Below are 14,667 nucleotides of genomic sequence, written 5' to 3'. Positions count from 1 at the left end.
CGGGCCTTCGGCGAGGATGTTGACGGCGAAGGCCCAGACCCGGTGCTGCTCACCCTCGCCGGTCAGAGGATGCGGGACCGGACGAACGGATCCGTCAGGTGCGAGGTGGCCAGCCACGCGCCACGCGAGCGCGCCTCATCGAGAAGGGCGAGGCGGGCGGCGCGGGCGGCCTCCGGGTCGTCATCGAGTGAATAGGCCACCTGCGGTGCGACCAACTGCAGGGCGTTCAGTACGACATCACCCGAGAACACGACCGCGTCGTCGCCGGATTCCAGCACCGCCGAGGTATGGCCGGGCGTATGACCCGGGGTCGGTACCGTGGTGACTCCCGGGCCGAGCCGTACCTTCCCCTCGATCAGGTCGAGCTGTCCGGTCGCCGCCAATGGCGCCAGAATCTCGTCACGAACCCGCGGGTTCAACTTCTCCACAGCGTCATGGTCGGCCCGGGGAACCACATACCGGGCGTTGGGGAAGAACGGCCGGCCGTCCACCACCGACCAGCCGACATGGTCGGAATGCAGGTGCGTGAGCAGCACCGTGTCCACGTCCGAGGGGGCGACTCCCGACGACGTCAGGTTCTCGGGCATCCGCCCCGGCGCCGGGGCCCAGTCCGCCGCGGGCGCGTTCGCGTCCCCGATCCCGGCGTCGACGAGGATGGCGCCGCCCTCACGCGGACATATGAGAAACGCGTGAAAGTGCAACCGCCAGCCACCGTCCGAGGGAAAGGCGACCGGGTCGAACTCCACGGCTGAGGCGAGATCGGTGACGCCGGCGCCCGGGAAAGCCGACGACAGCGGCTCGAAGAACGTGCCGACGCCGTCGCAAAGAGCGTGAACAGCGAACGTGCCCACGCTCAGAGTCCGCCTCCTGTCCGAGCCGAGGCCTGCTGATGCTGAGCGACGCATGTGCCAACACACCTTTCGTCCTGGTGCCCGCCTCATCGCCCGCGACGAGTGGCCGCCGGAGCGAAGCTGCCTGCGGCGTATCCAGGTCCCGGGGGCCGGGCGAAGAACCTCGATTATGACGGGAGAGCCATATAGGGCTGAGACCGGAACAGAGGAACGGTCGGCCAGGATGGATTCACGGCACGTCATAAACAACATTCCTTGAGTACGCCGGGCGGCGGACGTGCTGAAACCTCGCCGTGGATCACGACGGTGCGATCGGCGAGCTCCGGACGGGTCAGACCTGCCGGCAGAGATCACCTCGGGGCTGTCGATCCGCTGTGGATTGCGTCATCGACGGGTCGTCGCGTAAGTTTCTCCCACGCCGACGAGCTGGAAGGAGGTCAGAACACCATGTCCGATGTTCTGCGCCCCTCCCGCATCCCGGCGTCCTCGCGGGTCTGACGGGGCGCTCGCCGTCCGAAGGATCACTCTGTGACCGATCTGGTCATCCGCCCGCTCGTCGCGGGCGAGGAAAACCTGTTCACCTCCATGCCCGACCCGCTACCCGAAGTGGCCAAGTGCGGCTATGCCGACGGCATCGCCGGCGGCGGCTACCGGCCGGAGCACACCTGGGTCGCCCTCCACGGCGGCCGGGTGGTCAGCCGCGCTGCCTGGGTCCTGCCGCCGGGCGCGGTCGGCCGACCGTGGCTGGAATGGTTCGACCTGAACGCCGAACCTGAAATCGGCGCCGAACTGCTGCGCGCCGCTCACGCAGCGCTCGGCGGCCCTACGCTCTACCACGCCGCGCTGCCGCCGGACTGGCGGCACCACCCGGCAGCCGCGCCGCCGATGGCGGCCGCGCGGCTGGCCGGGCTGGTCGAGCAGGGCGAACGGTTGCGTTTCACCGGGACGGGTACGCCGAAGCCGAGACCAGCCGACCGCCGATACGACTTCCGCCCGGCCGCCGACCGCACGGAGATCACGGCCTTGGTCAACCGGATCGCTGCCCCGCAAATCCTGACCGGGACGGAGACGGCCCGGGCCGTTGCCGGCATCGACCTGGCCACCGACCCGCTGGCCTGGCTTCCCGGCCCACCGCAGACCTGGCGTGTCGCCTTACGCGATGACGAACCGATCGGCCTCGCCGCGGCGGCGGGCGACGTCTGCTATCCGATGATCGCCTATCTCGGTCTGATCGATCCGGACGCGCTGGACGCGCTCCTTGCCGATGCCGTCACGGTACTGCTCGCCGGCGGCGCCCACGAGGTGGTGGCCGACGCGGACACGTACCGCACAGGGGTGGTTGCCGGGTTGAGACGTGCCGGCTTTCGGCCGGTGCGGGCTCGCATCACCTTCACCCCCGCCGGGTAGCCCACCCGCGCCGGGTGACGAGCCCATCGGCGGCCTCACCACCTTCGCGTCCCGGAGGTGGTGAGGCGTCACGCGGTCAAGTCCAGCTCCACGCGCTGGTGACAATCCACGGCACCGAAGGCCTGTCGTCATGCGCTCCGGGGGTAGGCGCAGAACTCGTTCCCTTCCGGGTCGGCGAGCACCCACCAGCCAACGTCGCCCGACGGCTCGCGCAGTACCGTGGCACCCGCGGCGATCAGCGGCGCCGGGTCCGCGCTCAGCAGATCGACGTCCCAGTGCAGGCGATTCTTGACGGTCTTGGGTTCGGGCACCGGGTCGAACAGCCAGTACCGCCAAGGAAACCCCTCGGCGCCGACGAGAGCACTTCCTCCTTGCGAATGGTCGATGTCGCCGCCGGTGATTCCGGACCACCACCGAGCCTGCGCCTCGGGATCGCGCGAGTCGACGATCAGCTTTTCCACGCCGGGCCTTGAACCGTTCGGCGGAAAGGCGCAGAAGGCATTGCCGTCCGGGTCGGCGAGCACCCACCAGCCATTCTCGCCGGGCGTGCTGAGTACGGAGGCGCCGGCGCCGATGAGGGCGGAGGGCTCCGGATCGGCCAGTCGCAGATCGAGATGCACCCGGGTCTTGCCGGTACGAAACTCGCGTACCGGATTGATCCCCAGCGTCGTGGCGCTGCCCCTGGGGCCGAGCGGGAGGCGGACGACACCGTCGTCATGACGCGAAGCCGGCTCCAGTGACAGCGCCGCCGCCCAGAACCGGGCAAGCGTGCTCGGCTCGTCGGAGTCCAGACAGAGATCCTTGAAGCGGGCCATCACCATGGCTTGATCATGCCCTGAACTCGCAGCTCGACGGTAAGTGACGCGGTACGACGCACATTCCCACGGCCGGCGGGAGGCGGTCAACGCGCGATGCGCCGGGCGTACGACGCCGTGGCGATGACGAGGGCCGTGACCCAGACGATGAAATGGTGGCCGCGGCAGCGGCGGTCCAAGCGGCCCGGACGGCGGTTCGGGACGGCGGTGAGATCGTCTCGATGGCGGTGGTTCGCAGCACCTGGCGAATAATTGCGAATTGTGCCCATACCGGCATTGGCGGCGTGGGAAGCGTGAAGGTGAGATGAACACTATTCATGCGCCTGTCGGATGCCTTGAGCCCTACGGGCGCGCCAACCACCCTCCACAGAAACGGCCGACGCGGACTCACCCCGCCAGCGTCGGCCGTTTCGCACTTCCACTCACTGGTGCTCGCCCTTTTCGTCGGGCTCCGGGTACGCGCCGCTGCCGTCCGCCGTGCTTTCGGCGGAACGGCTGAGGATCAGGTCGGCGGCGCGGGCGACGACGCGGGCGTGGGGGTGGCCGGGATGATCCGCGGCCAGGAAGTGCTTGCCGATCGCCAGGCAGAAAGCGAGGAGGCAGCGGGCCTCGACCTCCTCCGGGTCGGTGCAGAAGCTGCTGATCGCGTCACGCGACAGTTGCATGCGCCGGTTGTCTACGCGGCGCAGGCGTTGCGCGACGTCTTCGTTGCGGCGAGCCCAGTCACGGATGGCCAGGTCGATGGGGAGCAGGCGATCGCTGGAGAAGGTGAGCTGGCCGGCTAGCCGGAAACGGTCCAGGGCGTCGCCGCCCTCCTGCTCGATGCGGTCGAAGACGTCGTCGGTGCTCTCGCGTTCCCAGGTGTCCAGCATCTCGGTCAGCAGCGCGTCACGATCGGCGAAGTAGCCGTAGAAGCCGCCCTTGGTCACGCCGAGCGCCTTGGCCAGCGCCTCGACCCGAACTGCGTCCACACCACCCTCGGCCAACGCCCGGAGACCTTCCTCGATCCACTTCCCGCGGGGTGTCTGTAACGAACCCATGGCCGATCTCCCACTTTCCGGCCCCATTGTGCGGAGGCGTACAACAAGTCTACATTGACCTTGTACGCAACCGTATAACCCGAGCCGGGTGGTGTCATCTCGTCCGGGCCGAACCTGCTCCGCAGCTGCCGGAGTGCTCCTCGGAGGCATGCGGACGAGCCGGACCACCATGGCGAGCCGCGTCGGGTGGCTCCGCGACTCGAAGGGAGAGTTCAGATGACCAGATGGGCAGGAAGGCTCATCGTGTTCTTCGGGATGGCGCACACCCTCGGCGCCCTGACAGTGGAGGGCGCCGCACGTCACGCCGGGGCCTGGTTCAGTCAGGACCTGTGGGGGGCGAGTCTCGCCGAGATGAGCCCGGCGATGAGCGCGTACTGGCTGAGTGTGAACAGCTTCGGGCCGCCATTCATCGTGATCGGTCTGATCGTGCTCTGGTTGAACCGCCGCGGCATCACGCCGCCGTCATTCATCGCATGGTCCCTGGGCGGCTGGACCATGGTCGATCTGATTCTTTCCGGTCCAGGGGTGGGACAAGGGCTGATCATCCTGACCGCCTCTGCCCTGCTGCTGATGGATGCCCGCCGCATCAAGCACCGCACCCGTCCCGGGGCCCACGCCGACAAGCGCTACGCGGGTCAGTGACGATATGGGTGAGGCGACCGAGGCGCGGCGACACCCGGAGCTTCCATGGATCAACTCGTGCCCTGAGGCTCCGCGTCTGCCGACACGGCGCTGGCGCCCTGGCCGCAGTGCTGGCATGCGCCGCGTCGGCGCAGGTGATAGGCGATGGTGGCCGCGCCGAGTGCGGCACCCCAGAGCACCCAGGGCACGCTGGGAAGGCGTAGGCCCCATCCGTCGCCGATCGCCGGGTCCCAGAGCATCATCAGCCCGGCCGGGATGAGGACGACGGCGACAAGGGATGCCGGAACGATCGCGAGTGCCGGTGGCACCGGTCTCCCGGCCTTGAACCAGATCCACCGCGGATAGACCTCGCCCCACCGGCTGACCAGGCCGTGGGTGAGCACGCCACCCAGCGCCGAAGCGATGGCGCACCCCAGCCCGATCGCGAGCATGCCGTCGGTGCTCTGCATCATGGTGAGGAAGTTCCGGCTGATGCCGAGAGGGTAGCCGAAGTACCAGGCCACTCTGGTGATCTCGTACGGCAATGGCGCCAGGCAGGCGACCGCGACCGCCCAGCGCCCCCACCTCAGCAGTGCCTGGCGGGACGGGCCCTTGCCGGCCGGTCCGTGACGACGGCCGCAGTGCTGACAGGCCGCACGCCGGCGCCGTTGGTGGGCCAGCGTGGCCGCGGCCCACAGCAGACCGCCGGCGAACAGGAGAATGAGGTGGGTCCGGTGCCAGTACAGGATGTCGCCGATGCAGTCCTGCGGGCCGGGCACACCGGTGAAGGCGAACACCAGCAGCAGTGGGGCGAACGCCAGCACAGCGATCAAGGTGTAGTCGGGAATGATCAAAGTCAGGCCGGCCGCCACGATCCAGCCGAAGGCGATCATCGCCGCTGACCAGCGGCGGGATCCGGCGCCTCGGGCCATCGCCAGCGCGACGACCGTGCCGAGCAGCCCGAGCACCGCCATGAGCGGCGCGCCGGCCTCGACCGGGGTGCCCTCCAGGATCGAACCCGATTTGTGGTCGTCGTCGATCGGCGCGAACGGGAACCCGTCGCCGCCGGCCGTCCAGTACAGCCCGAGCATGGCGTACATCAACGACCAACCGGCCGCGGCATAGCCCGACCAGGCCGGCCATCTGCGCCACCACATGACCCGCACCGATGAGATCCGCTCAGCCACCATGGACGGCGTGCCCCCCCGGCGACCGCGGTGAACAGTGCGACCGTGCCCGTCACCTGTAGACACGTCACGTCGGCCCAGGCCTGCGCCTGGGCGACGGACGGTGCCGTCATGACGCCTATAGCGGCGCGGGCCGCCACCTTGATCCATGGGGACATGTCACTCCTTGTGAAGGCGCGGCGTCCACTCACCGCGTGCTTCACCAGCCTCGGCCTTGCCGGGTGTGCGCCACCATCTGCCGATGTGGCGAGGTGCGGCATGCCGGTCGTGGTGGCCTATGCCGATCGGCATACGGCGACGCCTGCCTACGATCAGGTGATGATGCTTCGGCACCTCGGCTGTATCAGCATGGCGGCCAGCGGTTCCTCGCTGTGTGTGGCGTTCGTGGGTGATCTCGGCAGCCCGCCGTACCTCTTCGTTCTGGTGATGGCCCTCCTTGCGGTGCTGTTGGCCGTCGCGGTGCGGTGGGGGCCACATCGGCACATCGGGCCTGCGACCATCGTCGCCATGGCGGCGATGGCGCTGGTGCTCTGGTCGTTCACCGGCGGCATGCCCACGGCACAGCGGATGGCTGCGGCAGCGGTCTGGACGATGCCCGCCGTTGTCGCGGTCGTCGTGGGCGGCTACCCGCGGCTGATGGTGCACCGGCGGGCCGTGGCTGTCGAGCAGGCCCGGCATGCTCAGCGTCTGCAGGTGGCGCGGGACCTGCACGATTTCGTCGCCCATGACATCAGCGGAATCGTGGCGCAGGCCCAGGCGGCCCGCTTCGTCATCGGCAGCCGGCCGGAGGCGGCCGGTTCGGCGCTGGTGCGTATCGAGGCGGCCGGCCTGACCGCATTGGCCACCATGGACCGCATGGTCGGCATGCTGCACGAACCGGACACCGTCACGGTGCGGCCGCTGCCCACGCTGGATGACTTGCCGGGCCTGGTGGACCGGTTCCGCGCCGCGGGTCACCTCGAGACGGAACTCGTCCAGAACTCCCGCATCGGCGAGGTGCCACGCGACAGCGCCGCGATGGCGTACCGGATCGTGGTGGAGGCCCTGACCAACGTCCGGCGGCACGCGCCCGCAGCGACCCGGGTGGACGTGTCCGTCACCGGCGATTCCTCCGGTGTCGAGGTGCGGGTCCGCAACGACACGGCGGGGCCGCCACCCCAGCAGCGGCGTGCCCGGCCCGGTGGGCGGGGCCTTTCCGGCCTACGGGAGCAGGTCACCGCGGGTGGCGGCACTCTGTCAGCCGGGCCGTCTGGGAGTGGTTGGGAAGTCGTCGCCGTCATCCCCGTAGTCGCGGCATGAACAGCACCCGCGTCCTGCTCGCCGACGACCAACCGGACGTGCGCAGCGGCTTCCGCCTCGTGCTGGACTCCCAACCCGACATCACGGTAGTCGGCGAGGCCACCGACGGCACCACGGCCCTGGCCCTGGCTCGCCGGCTACGGCCGGACGTCGTGCTCACCGACATCCGGATGCCCGGCATCGACGGACTGGAACTGACCCGGCTGCTCACCCAAGAGGGCCTGCGGGTGGTCGTGGTCACCACCTTCGATCTCGACGAGTACGTGGACGCCGCACTGCGCAACGGCGCCTGCGGCTTCCTGCTCAAGCGGTCCGGACCGGCACTTCTGATCGAGGGGGTCCGTGCGGCGATGGCCGGTGACGCGCTGATCAGTCCTCAGGTCACCGTCCGGCTCCTGCGCGCGGTGACCAAGCCCGGCCCGCCTCCGGCGTACAACCCCCTGACACATCGCGAGACCGAGATCGTACGGCTGGTCGCTCAGGGTTTGACCAATGCGCAGATCGGCGCCGAGCTGTTCATCTCCGCCGGGACCGCCAAGACTCACGTCGCGAATATCCAGGCGAAACTGGGCCTGAACAACCGGGTGGGCATGGCCGCCTGGGCATGGCGGGCCGGTCTGGCCGATCCGCAGGACGGATAGGTCGTTCCCGGTCAGCCTCCCGGCCTCAGCCTCGTGCTGCCGGGGGCCGAGTCCTTCGCGTCAGCTCGGCGTGGCCCGGGCCGCCGCAGTCGGCTCGGTGATCGTGGTAGCGGCCGGCGCGCCGTCGGTACAGGATCGACAGCTGTGCGAGAGTTCGTCGGCGATGTTCCGCAAGGATCTTCCGAGCGGCGCGAGGGAGGGTCGTTCGGATGATCGGCCCCCACAGGGGGCAGGAGCCACGCCGCTGGTGGGTGGCGTCCACCGCCGCGGGCGGCGCGGCGTTCGCGCGACACGACTGGGCGGCGACCGCGCTGGGGCCGTTGACCGGGTGGCCGTCCACGCTGCGTACTGCGGCATCTTTGCTGCTGGCCTCTCCGGTCCCGATGGCGTGGTGGTGGGGCCCGGACGCGTACCTCCTCCACAACGATGCGCACGCCCGGATCTTCGGTGACGCGCAAGGCATGCCCGGCGCCCTCGCATGGCCGCAGCGGTGGATGGCGTGGGCGCCGGCGATCGCGCGGAAGCGCTGGCCCGGCTGTCGGCCGTGTTGAGCGGCGCCCCCACCGCCGGCGACACCACCCTGCTCGGCCGCGGCTTCTTCGGCACCGCCATCATCATGATCATCAACCCCGGCACAGACTCATCCAGGTGACCCGGGCCGGGCACCCGCACCCGCTGCTGCTGCCCGCCACCGGGCCCGCGCACATCCTGGACACCCCCGCCAACCCGCCACTCGGCATGGTGCACGGCCCCACCACGATCAGCACCTCGCCCTTCGCGCCGGGCGACACGATCGTCGCCTTCACCGACGGGCTCGTCGAACGCCGCACGCACCCCTACGACCACGGAATCGAAGACCTGCGCACCGTCCTGACCGAGGCCACCGGGCTGCCGCTCGAGACCGTCGCCGACATCATTCTCCAGCGCATACCCGGCACCGACGACGATCGGGCACTAGCGCTGGTACGACGCCGGTAACCCAGGCCCGCCAACGGTAAGGCTCGTCAGCGGGCACCTGCTGGACAGCGGGTCGGGAGGGGTAGCCACCGCCGCGAATGCGCTCGGACCGGCCGAGCGGATGCGGCGCGGAGCGGTGGAAGCACCAGCCGCCGGCCGTTCGGCAGTGGTCACGCTCCGGTCCGTCAGCCAAGCGGGGTCACGTCAGGGCATGCCCGCTGTGCGGATGTGATCAGGCGGACTACGACACCCCGGGCGCCTTCTCAACTTGATCCGGCTCCGCGGGCGGCGACGCATCGCCACGCCGTGACCGGAAGGCCCAGGTCGGAGTCGCCGCGTAGTGCTCCCACCGCACGAGCATGAGCGCCACCATCGCGACCAGCATCAGCACGTGACCGGTCGCCGACAGGGCAGCGCCGCCGATCCACGGCGACAGCAACACGAACGGCGCCACCATCACCGCCGTCATCTCGCCGATCATCCTCAGGCCGTGCCCGCGGACCGCCATCCACACCGCCATGCCGACGGCCATGTCGAGTGCCATGACCAGGGTCGCCACCGTTGGCCGTTGGTGGGTGATCGGATCCCACACCGGGCCCAACAGCATCATCCCGGCGAGCATGGCGACGAGCATCTCGGCCAGGTGCCGCAGCCAGTTCCGCAGGCGCGGCAACCGGGCCAGAGCGGCACGGGCCAAGGCGTACAGGATGCCGCCGGCCATCATCGCCAGCGCCATCAGCAGGACGGGCGACCACGGAACCGCAGGACCGGTCACGTCGTCGGGCCGGTACTCGAGGGTCTTGGCCACCCACCGGGCGGTCGGCGCATCGGTCGTGGCGGCCAGATCGCGCAGGGTGCCGTCGAACGGGAACCCGGCACCGCTGTGGACGTACACCGGCTTCCACACCGCATCCACCGCATGGGTACGGGCGGCGTCGTGGCCGGGAACCAGCAGCCGGTCGTAGCCGGCGGTGACCGTGGTCCGCGGAACGAACGTCAGTCCGTGCCGGGACCGGATCGGTTGCCCGTCAGCGGTGACGGAGGTGAGCCGCGCGACGTACGACAACTGGGTGTAGGTGCGGAACACCGACGCCAGTTCGATCTCGCCGACGCCCGGCGTCAGCAGCACCCCGGCCCGTACCGGGTTACGGAAGCCCACGTTGAGCAGGGCGACCGCGTCTGCCAGGACAGGATGAGCGGCGTCGATCGATGCGGGTCCTCCCGGATGGTAGGCCGGCCACTGCACTGCGGCCGCGGCCTGCCGGGCGACGTCGACGCCGTGGTCGCGTTCGAGGATGCGCAGCGCCCCGTCCACTCCGGACAGCACGGCGGCGGTCGTGATGATGCGGCCGTCGTCCACGTACCGGACGCCGCGCGCCCACCGCACGTTCGGGTACTGCCGCTCGAGACCGTAGAGGGCGAGCCAGTTGCTCGTCGCGGGCCGGTCGGCGAGCAGGCCGGTGCGGGCCAGCAACCCGGTGCCGGCGCAGACACTCAGGATCCGGGCACCGGCGGCGTGGCGTCGCCGCAGCCAGTCCACGGCCGGCTGCAGCTGCGGGGAACCGGCCTCCTGCATCTCCGGCACCACGATCCAGTCGACGTCGCCGACAGTGGCGAACGTATGGTCGGGCACCAGGTCCAGACCGCCGGTCAACGGGACCGGGGCACGGCTCTCGGCGACGGTCACGACCCGGTAGCGGCCGGACACCGCGAGGGTCTCGAATGGGGCGAGCACGTCGGCCGCGTTGGCGCCGGCCGGTCCGAGCAGCACCGCGACGGTCGGTCGCGGATCGGTGACCACGGCGCCCGGCGGGGACAGCGGGAACGGGCGAGCCGCCGGGTAGACGGCGTCGACCGCGTCGATCGCGTGGATCACGCCCACGGCGGCGGCAGCGGCCAGCCCGGCGAACAGGACGGCGAGAGAACGGCGGATGCGCATGCCGCCGATGGTGTCCGCCTGCCGGGTCACGGCGCCCGTGCCGAACGTCATGGTCGAGGTCATGACCTGATTGACTTCGGTGGACGGGCACCTGCACGCTGCAGACGTGGAACGCTTCCTGTGGATGCTGGCGGTCGGTGCGTACGCCGTGCTGGTCCTGGAAGCCGTCGCCGGTGCGAACCCGTGGCCGGCGATCGTGACCGGCGCCGCGTTCACCGCGCTCGTCATCGCCGGTTCGTGGCTGCTGCCGGGGCGGGCATTCCGCTGGTGGGCCGGGTACGTGCCGGCGCAGATCGGGCTCGGGCTCGTCATGTTCGGCGCGGCACACGCCTCGTGGGGCGGCACCCTGCTGCTCATCGTGCTGGTCGTCCAGGCCGCGCAGCTCCTGCCGCTGCAGGTTGCCGTAGTCGTGGCGCTCGTGGTCCCGTTCGGGCACGTCGGCATGGACCTCGGCGAGGGTCTGCGGGAAGGTGCCGGCATGCTGGTGGCCGCGCTCATGGCGCTGGTCGTGACCCGGCTCCTGCGCCGCGAACGGCAGATCCGTCTCGAACTGGTCCTGGCGAACGAACAACTCGCGGAGCTGGCCACCACCCAGGAGCGCAACCGCGTCGCCCGCGACATCCACGACGGACTCGGGCACTACCTGACGACGGTGCAGATGCAGATCCGGGCCGCCCGGGCACTGCTCGGCCGCGACCCGCAGCGCGCCGACGCGGTCCTCGCCCAAGCCGAGGACCAGGCGAAGGAGGCCCTGTCGGAGGTGCGGCGGTCGGTGTCAGCGTTGCGGGCGCCGCGGCTGCCGCTGCGGGACCGGGTGGAGCGCCTGGCCCGGGAGACGTCGCAGTCCGGGTTGCCGACCACCAGCGAGGCGCGGGGCACAGCCCGTGCGCTGCCGCCGGAGGTGGAGGAGACCCTGTACCGGGCCACGCAGGAGGGACTGACGAACGTCCGCCGGCACGCCCAGGCTTCGCAGGCGCATGTGCTGCTGCAGTACGACCCCGCCGAGGTCCGGGTCGTCGTCGGCGACGACGGATGCGGAGACGCGCCCGCGCCGCCCGGCGGGTTCGGGCTGACCGGCCTGCGCGAACGAGTGACCGGGCTGGGCGGCACGGTGGTGCTCGACTCGGTGCCCGGTCAGGGCTCAACGCTCACCGTGACGACTCCCGCATGATCCGGGTGCTGCTCGCCGACGACCAGCGGCTGTTCCGCGAGGCCCTCGCACTGCTGCTGTCGGTCCAGGACGACGTCCAGGTGGTCGGCGAGGCGGCCGACGGCGCGCAGGCCGTCGAACTGGCCGGACGGGCGTCACCGGACGTGGTGCTGATGGACCTGCGGATGCCGTTGATGGACGGGCCGACCGCGACCCGGCATATTCGCGCGAACCACCCGCAGGTCCAGGTGATCGCCCTGACCACGTTCGACGACGACGCCGACGTGTTCTCCGCGATCCGGGCCGGAGCGATCGGATACCTGCTCAAGGACGCCTCCTCGGCACGGCTGATGGAGGCCGTCCGCGCCGCCGCGCGCGGCGAATCAGTCCTTGAACCAGGCGTGGCCGCCAAACTGGTGTTCCGGGTGGCGCAGCTGCCGCCGCCGGTCCCCGATCCGCTCATCGCACCGCTCTCCGGGCGCGAGCTTGACGTCGTACGGTTGCTAGCAGGCGGGCGCAGCAACCGGGAGATCGCCTCGGCGCTGTTCCTGGCCGAGGGGACCGTGAAGAACCACGTGACCAGCGCCCTGGCCAAACTAGGTGCACGCGACCGGACCCAGGCTGCGTTGCGTGCTCGTGAACTGGGACTGCTCTGACCGCCGTCACGCTCTGCTGCGGAACGCCCCAAGGGACAACCGCGACAAACACCACCGGCCGATCCGTCGTCGGCGGCCGGCACGCCACCAGGAAGGCACTCCGACCAGGATCGACCGAGATCGGCCGGCGCAGTGGGCCGGTCGATTCCGCGGCGGGCGGGGCCGCCTGACCTCTTTCGGGGCGGGTGGGGTCGGGCCTACCGTCGAGAGCGGACGCTGACCGCGTTTTGCCGACGGGTCGCGAGTGGTCGCGGCCGATCCGATCGGAGGGCGTCATGCCGATCCGACGAGTTCTGCTTGTTCTTGTCATGGTGCTGGGCGCCGCGGTGGGCTGCGGCGGCGACAGCGACGAACCCACCTCGGCCGGACCGTCCTGGCAGGCGCCGAGCTTCGCCGAGTCAGGCGGGACCGAACGAGCCCCGACCGCGGCGGCAACGACCCGCGAGGGCACCGTGGACCGCGACCCGGATGAAGGCGGCAGCCCCGAGGGCCAGGGGAAGCCGGACCAGGAGGAAGGCACCGGCAACGAACCCGGGCCGGAGGGCGAGGGCCCGGAGAAGCCGGCGCCCGAGATCGACCGTCCCTACGCGAAGCTCGCACCCGCGCCGGTCGGCAGCAACGACAACAGCACCGGCCCGGTGAACAAGCGGTTCTGTGTCGGGGTCAGCCTGCTCCGCACCCCGCCGGATGGTCTCACCGTCAAGGTCACCGGCGTCGGCCTCAACCGCACCGACATGATGCGCCTGCCGGGCGGCACCTGCCAGGGGCGGCCGTCGTGCAAGGGCTACACGTTCGGCTCGGAGAATGCCAAGTGCTCCGTCGTCGTGATCCCGACCCGGGCCGACCCGGAGGGCCTGCTGCCGGAGACCCGGCTGACGGTGTCCGGGCAGGCCTACTGTGCCGCCGGGGCCGAGGATGCCTGCGCCGAGTGGGTCCGCGACGCGGACGGCTTCGACGAGAGGACGATCGCGCTGTTCCTGCCCTCGGAGCCGGAACCGACCACCTCCGGACCCGATTCCGGGGAACCCGCCGATCCCACGACGAACGGGAGCACGGATGGCTGATCGGGCAGGCGAGCCCGAACCGCTTTCCGGCCGGATCGCCGCCTGGGCCGGCGCGATCGCCCCGATCAGTCTGATCAGCGCGGTGCTCTTCTACTTCGGCTACGTCTCCTCGCGCGCCCAGTACGAGTACTTCGGCGTCGATGTCGATGCGATCGGCCTGGGCACCCAGGACTACATCATGCGCAGTCCGCAACCGCTGCTGGTTCCGATCCTGACGCTCACCCTGCTCGGCGCCGGCGGCCTGCTGCTGCATCTGACGATGTACCGCCGGATCTCGGCCGCGCTGCGGGCCCGCCGGCAGCGGCGGATTCGCCTGGTACTGCGTGCCGGGACGTGCGCCGGGACCCTGGTGCTGGTCACCGCCGTGCTGCTGCTCTTCGCCTACGGCGCGCTCCGCGACTGGGCTCCCTACGGCCTCGTCGTCCCCGTCCTGATGATCTTCGGCACGGGCCTGATCGGGTACACGTGGCGGCTCACCGACCAGCTGCCACCAGCCGATCCGCCCTCTGACGAGAGGAGTTCGGCAAGCCGACAGACGGACGGCCCAGAGCGGCAACCGGCCGAGGAACCAGCCCTGCGGGCGGCCCGGGAACAGCCGGCCGTGGACGGCCCGACGACGGGATCGGCCGACCGCGCACCGGGACTACGCCGAGTCGCTCGATTCCTGATCGCCGCCGTCCTGGTGGCGGCGATCTTCTGGGCGACCGCGACGATCGCGCAGTGGTCCGGCAGCGGCCTGGCCCGTGACATCGCCGCCCGCCCGGACCATCTGCCCCGCGTCATACTCGACACCAAGGAACGGCTCTACCTGCGCAACAACATCGTCGAGGAGACCCGGCTCCCGGCCGCTGAGGATCAGGAGTTCAGGTTCCGCTATCGGCGCCTGCGCCTTCTGGTGATCGGCAAGGACCGGATGTTCCTGGTCCCGGAACTCTGGTCGGCGAGCAACACCACGCTGGTGGTGCCGATCGGCGACACGGTGCGGGTCCAGTTCCAGTTCCAGAACGACCCGCCTTGATGGACGCGACATGCTTCGTACG

Annotated in this window: 15 protein-coding genes; 10 read left to right on the top strand and 5 right to left on the bottom strand. The window is 70.4% G+C overall.

Going from position 1 to position 14,667, the window contains the following annotated elements; all coding sequences use genetic code 11:
- Positions 1 to 62: 62 nt before the first annotated feature.
- Entirely contained in the window at positions 63 to 851 is a 789-nt protein-coding gene (locus QLQ12_RS35950) for an MBL fold metallo-hydrolase (RefSeq protein ID WP_282765251.1), read from the bottom strand.
- A gap of 528 nt (positions 852 to 1,379) precedes the next feature.
- Between QLQ12_RS35950 and QLQ12_RS35945 the strand changes: the two genes are divergently transcribed.
- Positions 1,380 to 2,258: an acetyltransferase gene (locus QLQ12_RS35945; protein WP_282765250.1), complete on the top strand. Its 879-nt coding sequence runs from the start codon at positions 1,380 to 1,382 to the stop codon at positions 2,256 to 2,258.
- Between the two features lie 128 nt (positions 2,259 to 2,386).
- Here the strand turns inward: QLQ12_RS35945 and QLQ12_RS35940 are convergent, their stop codons facing one another.
- Together QLQ12_RS35940 and QLQ12_RS35935 are read right to left on the bottom strand one after the other, a co-directional pair.
- Positions 2,387 to 3,079: a VOC family protein gene (locus QLQ12_RS35940; RefSeq protein WP_282765249.1), complete on the bottom strand. Its 693-nt coding sequence runs from the start codon at positions 3,077 to 3,079 to the stop codon at positions 2,387 to 2,389.
- Positions 3,080 to 3,495: 416 nt separating this feature from the next.
- On the bottom strand, positions 3,496 to 4,113 hold the full coding sequence (locus tag QLQ12_RS35935; protein WP_282765248.1) for a TetR/AcrR family transcriptional regulator: 618 nt from the start codon (positions 4,111 to 4,113) through the stop codon (positions 3,496 to 3,498).
- A gap of 243 nt (positions 4,114 to 4,356) precedes the next feature.
- Between QLQ12_RS35935 and QLQ12_RS35930 the strand changes: the two genes are divergently transcribed.
- Positions 4,357 to 4,755, top strand: a complete 399-nt coding sequence (locus QLQ12_RS35930; protein WP_282765246.1) for a hypothetical protein — start codon at positions 4,357 to 4,359, stop codon at positions 4,753 to 4,755.
- 50 nt (positions 4,756 to 4,805) lie between these two features.
- Here the strand turns inward: QLQ12_RS35930 and QLQ12_RS35925 are convergent, their stop codons facing one another.
- Positions 4,806 to 5,891, bottom strand: coding sequence for an NYN domain-containing protein (locus QLQ12_RS35925; RefSeq protein ID WP_282765245.1), 1,086 nt, complete (start codon positions 5,889 to 5,891; stop codon positions 4,806 to 4,808).
- 348 nt (positions 5,892 to 6,239) lie between these two features.
- Here QLQ12_RS35925 and QLQ12_RS35920 point away from each other — a divergent pair, with 348 nt between their 5' ends.
- From QLQ12_RS35920 to QLQ12_RS35905, 4 genes are all read left to right on the top strand, one after another.
- Positions 6,240 to 7,220, top strand: coding sequence for a sensor histidine kinase (locus QLQ12_RS35920; RefSeq protein ID WP_282765244.1), 981 nt, complete (start codon positions 6,240 to 6,242; stop codon positions 7,218 to 7,220).
- Positions 7,217 to 7,861, top strand: coding sequence for a response regulator (locus QLQ12_RS35915; protein WP_282765243.1), 645 nt, complete (start codon positions 7,217 to 7,219; stop codon positions 7,859 to 7,861). The genes QLQ12_RS35920 and QLQ12_RS35915 overlap by 4 nt, the downstream gene beginning before the upstream one ends.
- 478 nt (positions 7,862 to 8,339) lie before the next feature.
- The gene (locus QLQ12_RS35910) at positions 8,340 to 8,513 is read left to right on the top strand and encodes a hypothetical protein (RefSeq protein ID WP_282765242.1); all 174 of its coding nucleotides are present in this window, start codon (positions 8,340 to 8,342) and stop codon (positions 8,511 to 8,513) included.
- The gene (locus tag QLQ12_RS35905; protein WP_282765241.1) at positions 8,510 to 8,839 is read left to right on the top strand and encodes a PP2C family protein-serine/threonine phosphatase; all 330 of its coding nucleotides are present in this window, start codon (positions 8,510 to 8,512) and stop codon (positions 8,837 to 8,839) included. Before QLQ12_RS35910 ends, QLQ12_RS35905 begins: the two co-directional genes overlap by 4 nt.
- Before the next feature lie 220 nt (positions 8,840 to 9,059).
- On the opposite strand, the gene QLQ12_RS35900 is transcribed toward QLQ12_RS35905, so the two are convergent.
- Entirely contained in the window at positions 9,060 to 10,820 is a 1,761-nt protein-coding gene (locus QLQ12_RS35900) for a DJ-1/PfpI family protein (protein ID WP_282765240.1), read from the bottom strand.
- A 43-nt stretch (positions 10,821 to 10,863) separates the two neighbouring features.
- Here QLQ12_RS35900 and QLQ12_RS35895 point away from each other — a divergent pair, with 43 nt between their 5' ends.
- From QLQ12_RS35895 to QLQ12_RS35880, 4 genes are all read left to right on the top strand, one after another.
- Positions 10,864 to 11,928 carry a sensor histidine kinase gene (locus tag QLQ12_RS35895; protein WP_282765239.1) on the top strand — a complete coding sequence of 355 codons (1,065 nt, stop codon included), beginning with the start codon at positions 10,864 to 10,866 and terminating at the stop codon, positions 11,926 to 11,928.
- Positions 11,925 to 12,563, top strand: a complete 639-nt coding sequence (locus QLQ12_RS35890; protein ID WP_282765238.1) for a response regulator — start codon at positions 11,925 to 11,927, stop codon at positions 12,561 to 12,563. The genes QLQ12_RS35895 and QLQ12_RS35890 overlap by 4 nt, the downstream gene beginning before the upstream one ends.
- A gap of 275 nt (positions 12,564 to 12,838) precedes the next feature.
- Entirely contained in the window at positions 12,839 to 13,627 is a 789-nt protein-coding gene (locus tag QLQ12_RS35885) for a hypothetical protein (protein ID WP_282765237.1), read from the top strand.
- Positions 13,620 to 14,645, top strand: coding sequence for a hypothetical protein (locus QLQ12_RS35880; protein ID WP_282765236.1), 1,026 nt, complete (start codon positions 13,620 to 13,622; stop codon positions 14,643 to 14,645). Before QLQ12_RS35885 ends, QLQ12_RS35880 begins: the two co-directional genes overlap by 8 nt.
- Positions 14,646 to 14,667: the final 22 nt, after the last annotated feature.

The sequence above is a fragment of the Actinoplanes sandaracinus genome (assembly GCF_030009775.1).
Taxonomy (GTDB): Bacteria; Actinomycetota; Actinomycetes; order Mycobacteriales; family Micromonosporaceae; genus Actinoplanes; species Actinoplanes sandaracinus.
This window is presented reverse-complemented; position numbering and strand designations above follow the sequence as displayed.

Coding starts and splice junctions, on each gene's coding strand:
- QLQ12_RS35885 (WP_282765237.1), top strand. CDS start 12,839: ATGCCGATCCGACGAGTTCTGCTTGTTCTTGTCATGGTGCTGGGCGCC.
- QLQ12_RS35920 (WP_282765244.1), top strand. CDS start 6,240: ATGATGCTTCGGCACCTCGGCTGTATCAGCATGGCGGCCAGCGGTTCC.
- QLQ12_RS35910 (WP_282765242.1), top strand. CDS start 8,340: ATGGCCGCAGCGGTGGATGGCGTGGGCGCCGGCGATCGCGCGGAAGCG.
- QLQ12_RS35925 (WP_282765245.1), bottom strand. CDS start 5,891: ATGTGGTGGCGCAGATGGCCGGCCTGGTCGGGCTATGCCGCGGCCGGT.
- QLQ12_RS35890 (WP_282765238.1), top strand. CDS start 11,925: ATGATCCGGGTGCTGCTCGCCGACGACCAGCGGCTGTTCCGCGAGGCC.
- QLQ12_RS35880 (WP_282765236.1), top strand. CDS start 13,620: ATGGCTGATCGGGCAGGCGAGCCCGAACCGCTTTCCGGCCGGATCGCC.
- QLQ12_RS35940 (WP_282765249.1), bottom strand. CDS start 3,079: ATGGTGATGGCCCGCTTCAAGGATCTCTGTCTGGACTCCGACGAGCCG.
- QLQ12_RS35935 (WP_282765248.1), bottom strand. CDS start 4,113: ATGGGTTCGTTACAGACACCCCGCGGGAAGTGGATCGAGGAAGGTCTC.
- QLQ12_RS35900 (WP_282765240.1), bottom strand. CDS start 10,820: ATGACCTCGACCATGACGTTCGGCACGGGCGCCGTGACCCGGCAGGCG.
- QLQ12_RS35915 (WP_282765243.1), top strand. CDS start 7,217: ATGAACAGCACCCGCGTCCTGCTCGCCGACGACCAACCGGACGTGCGC.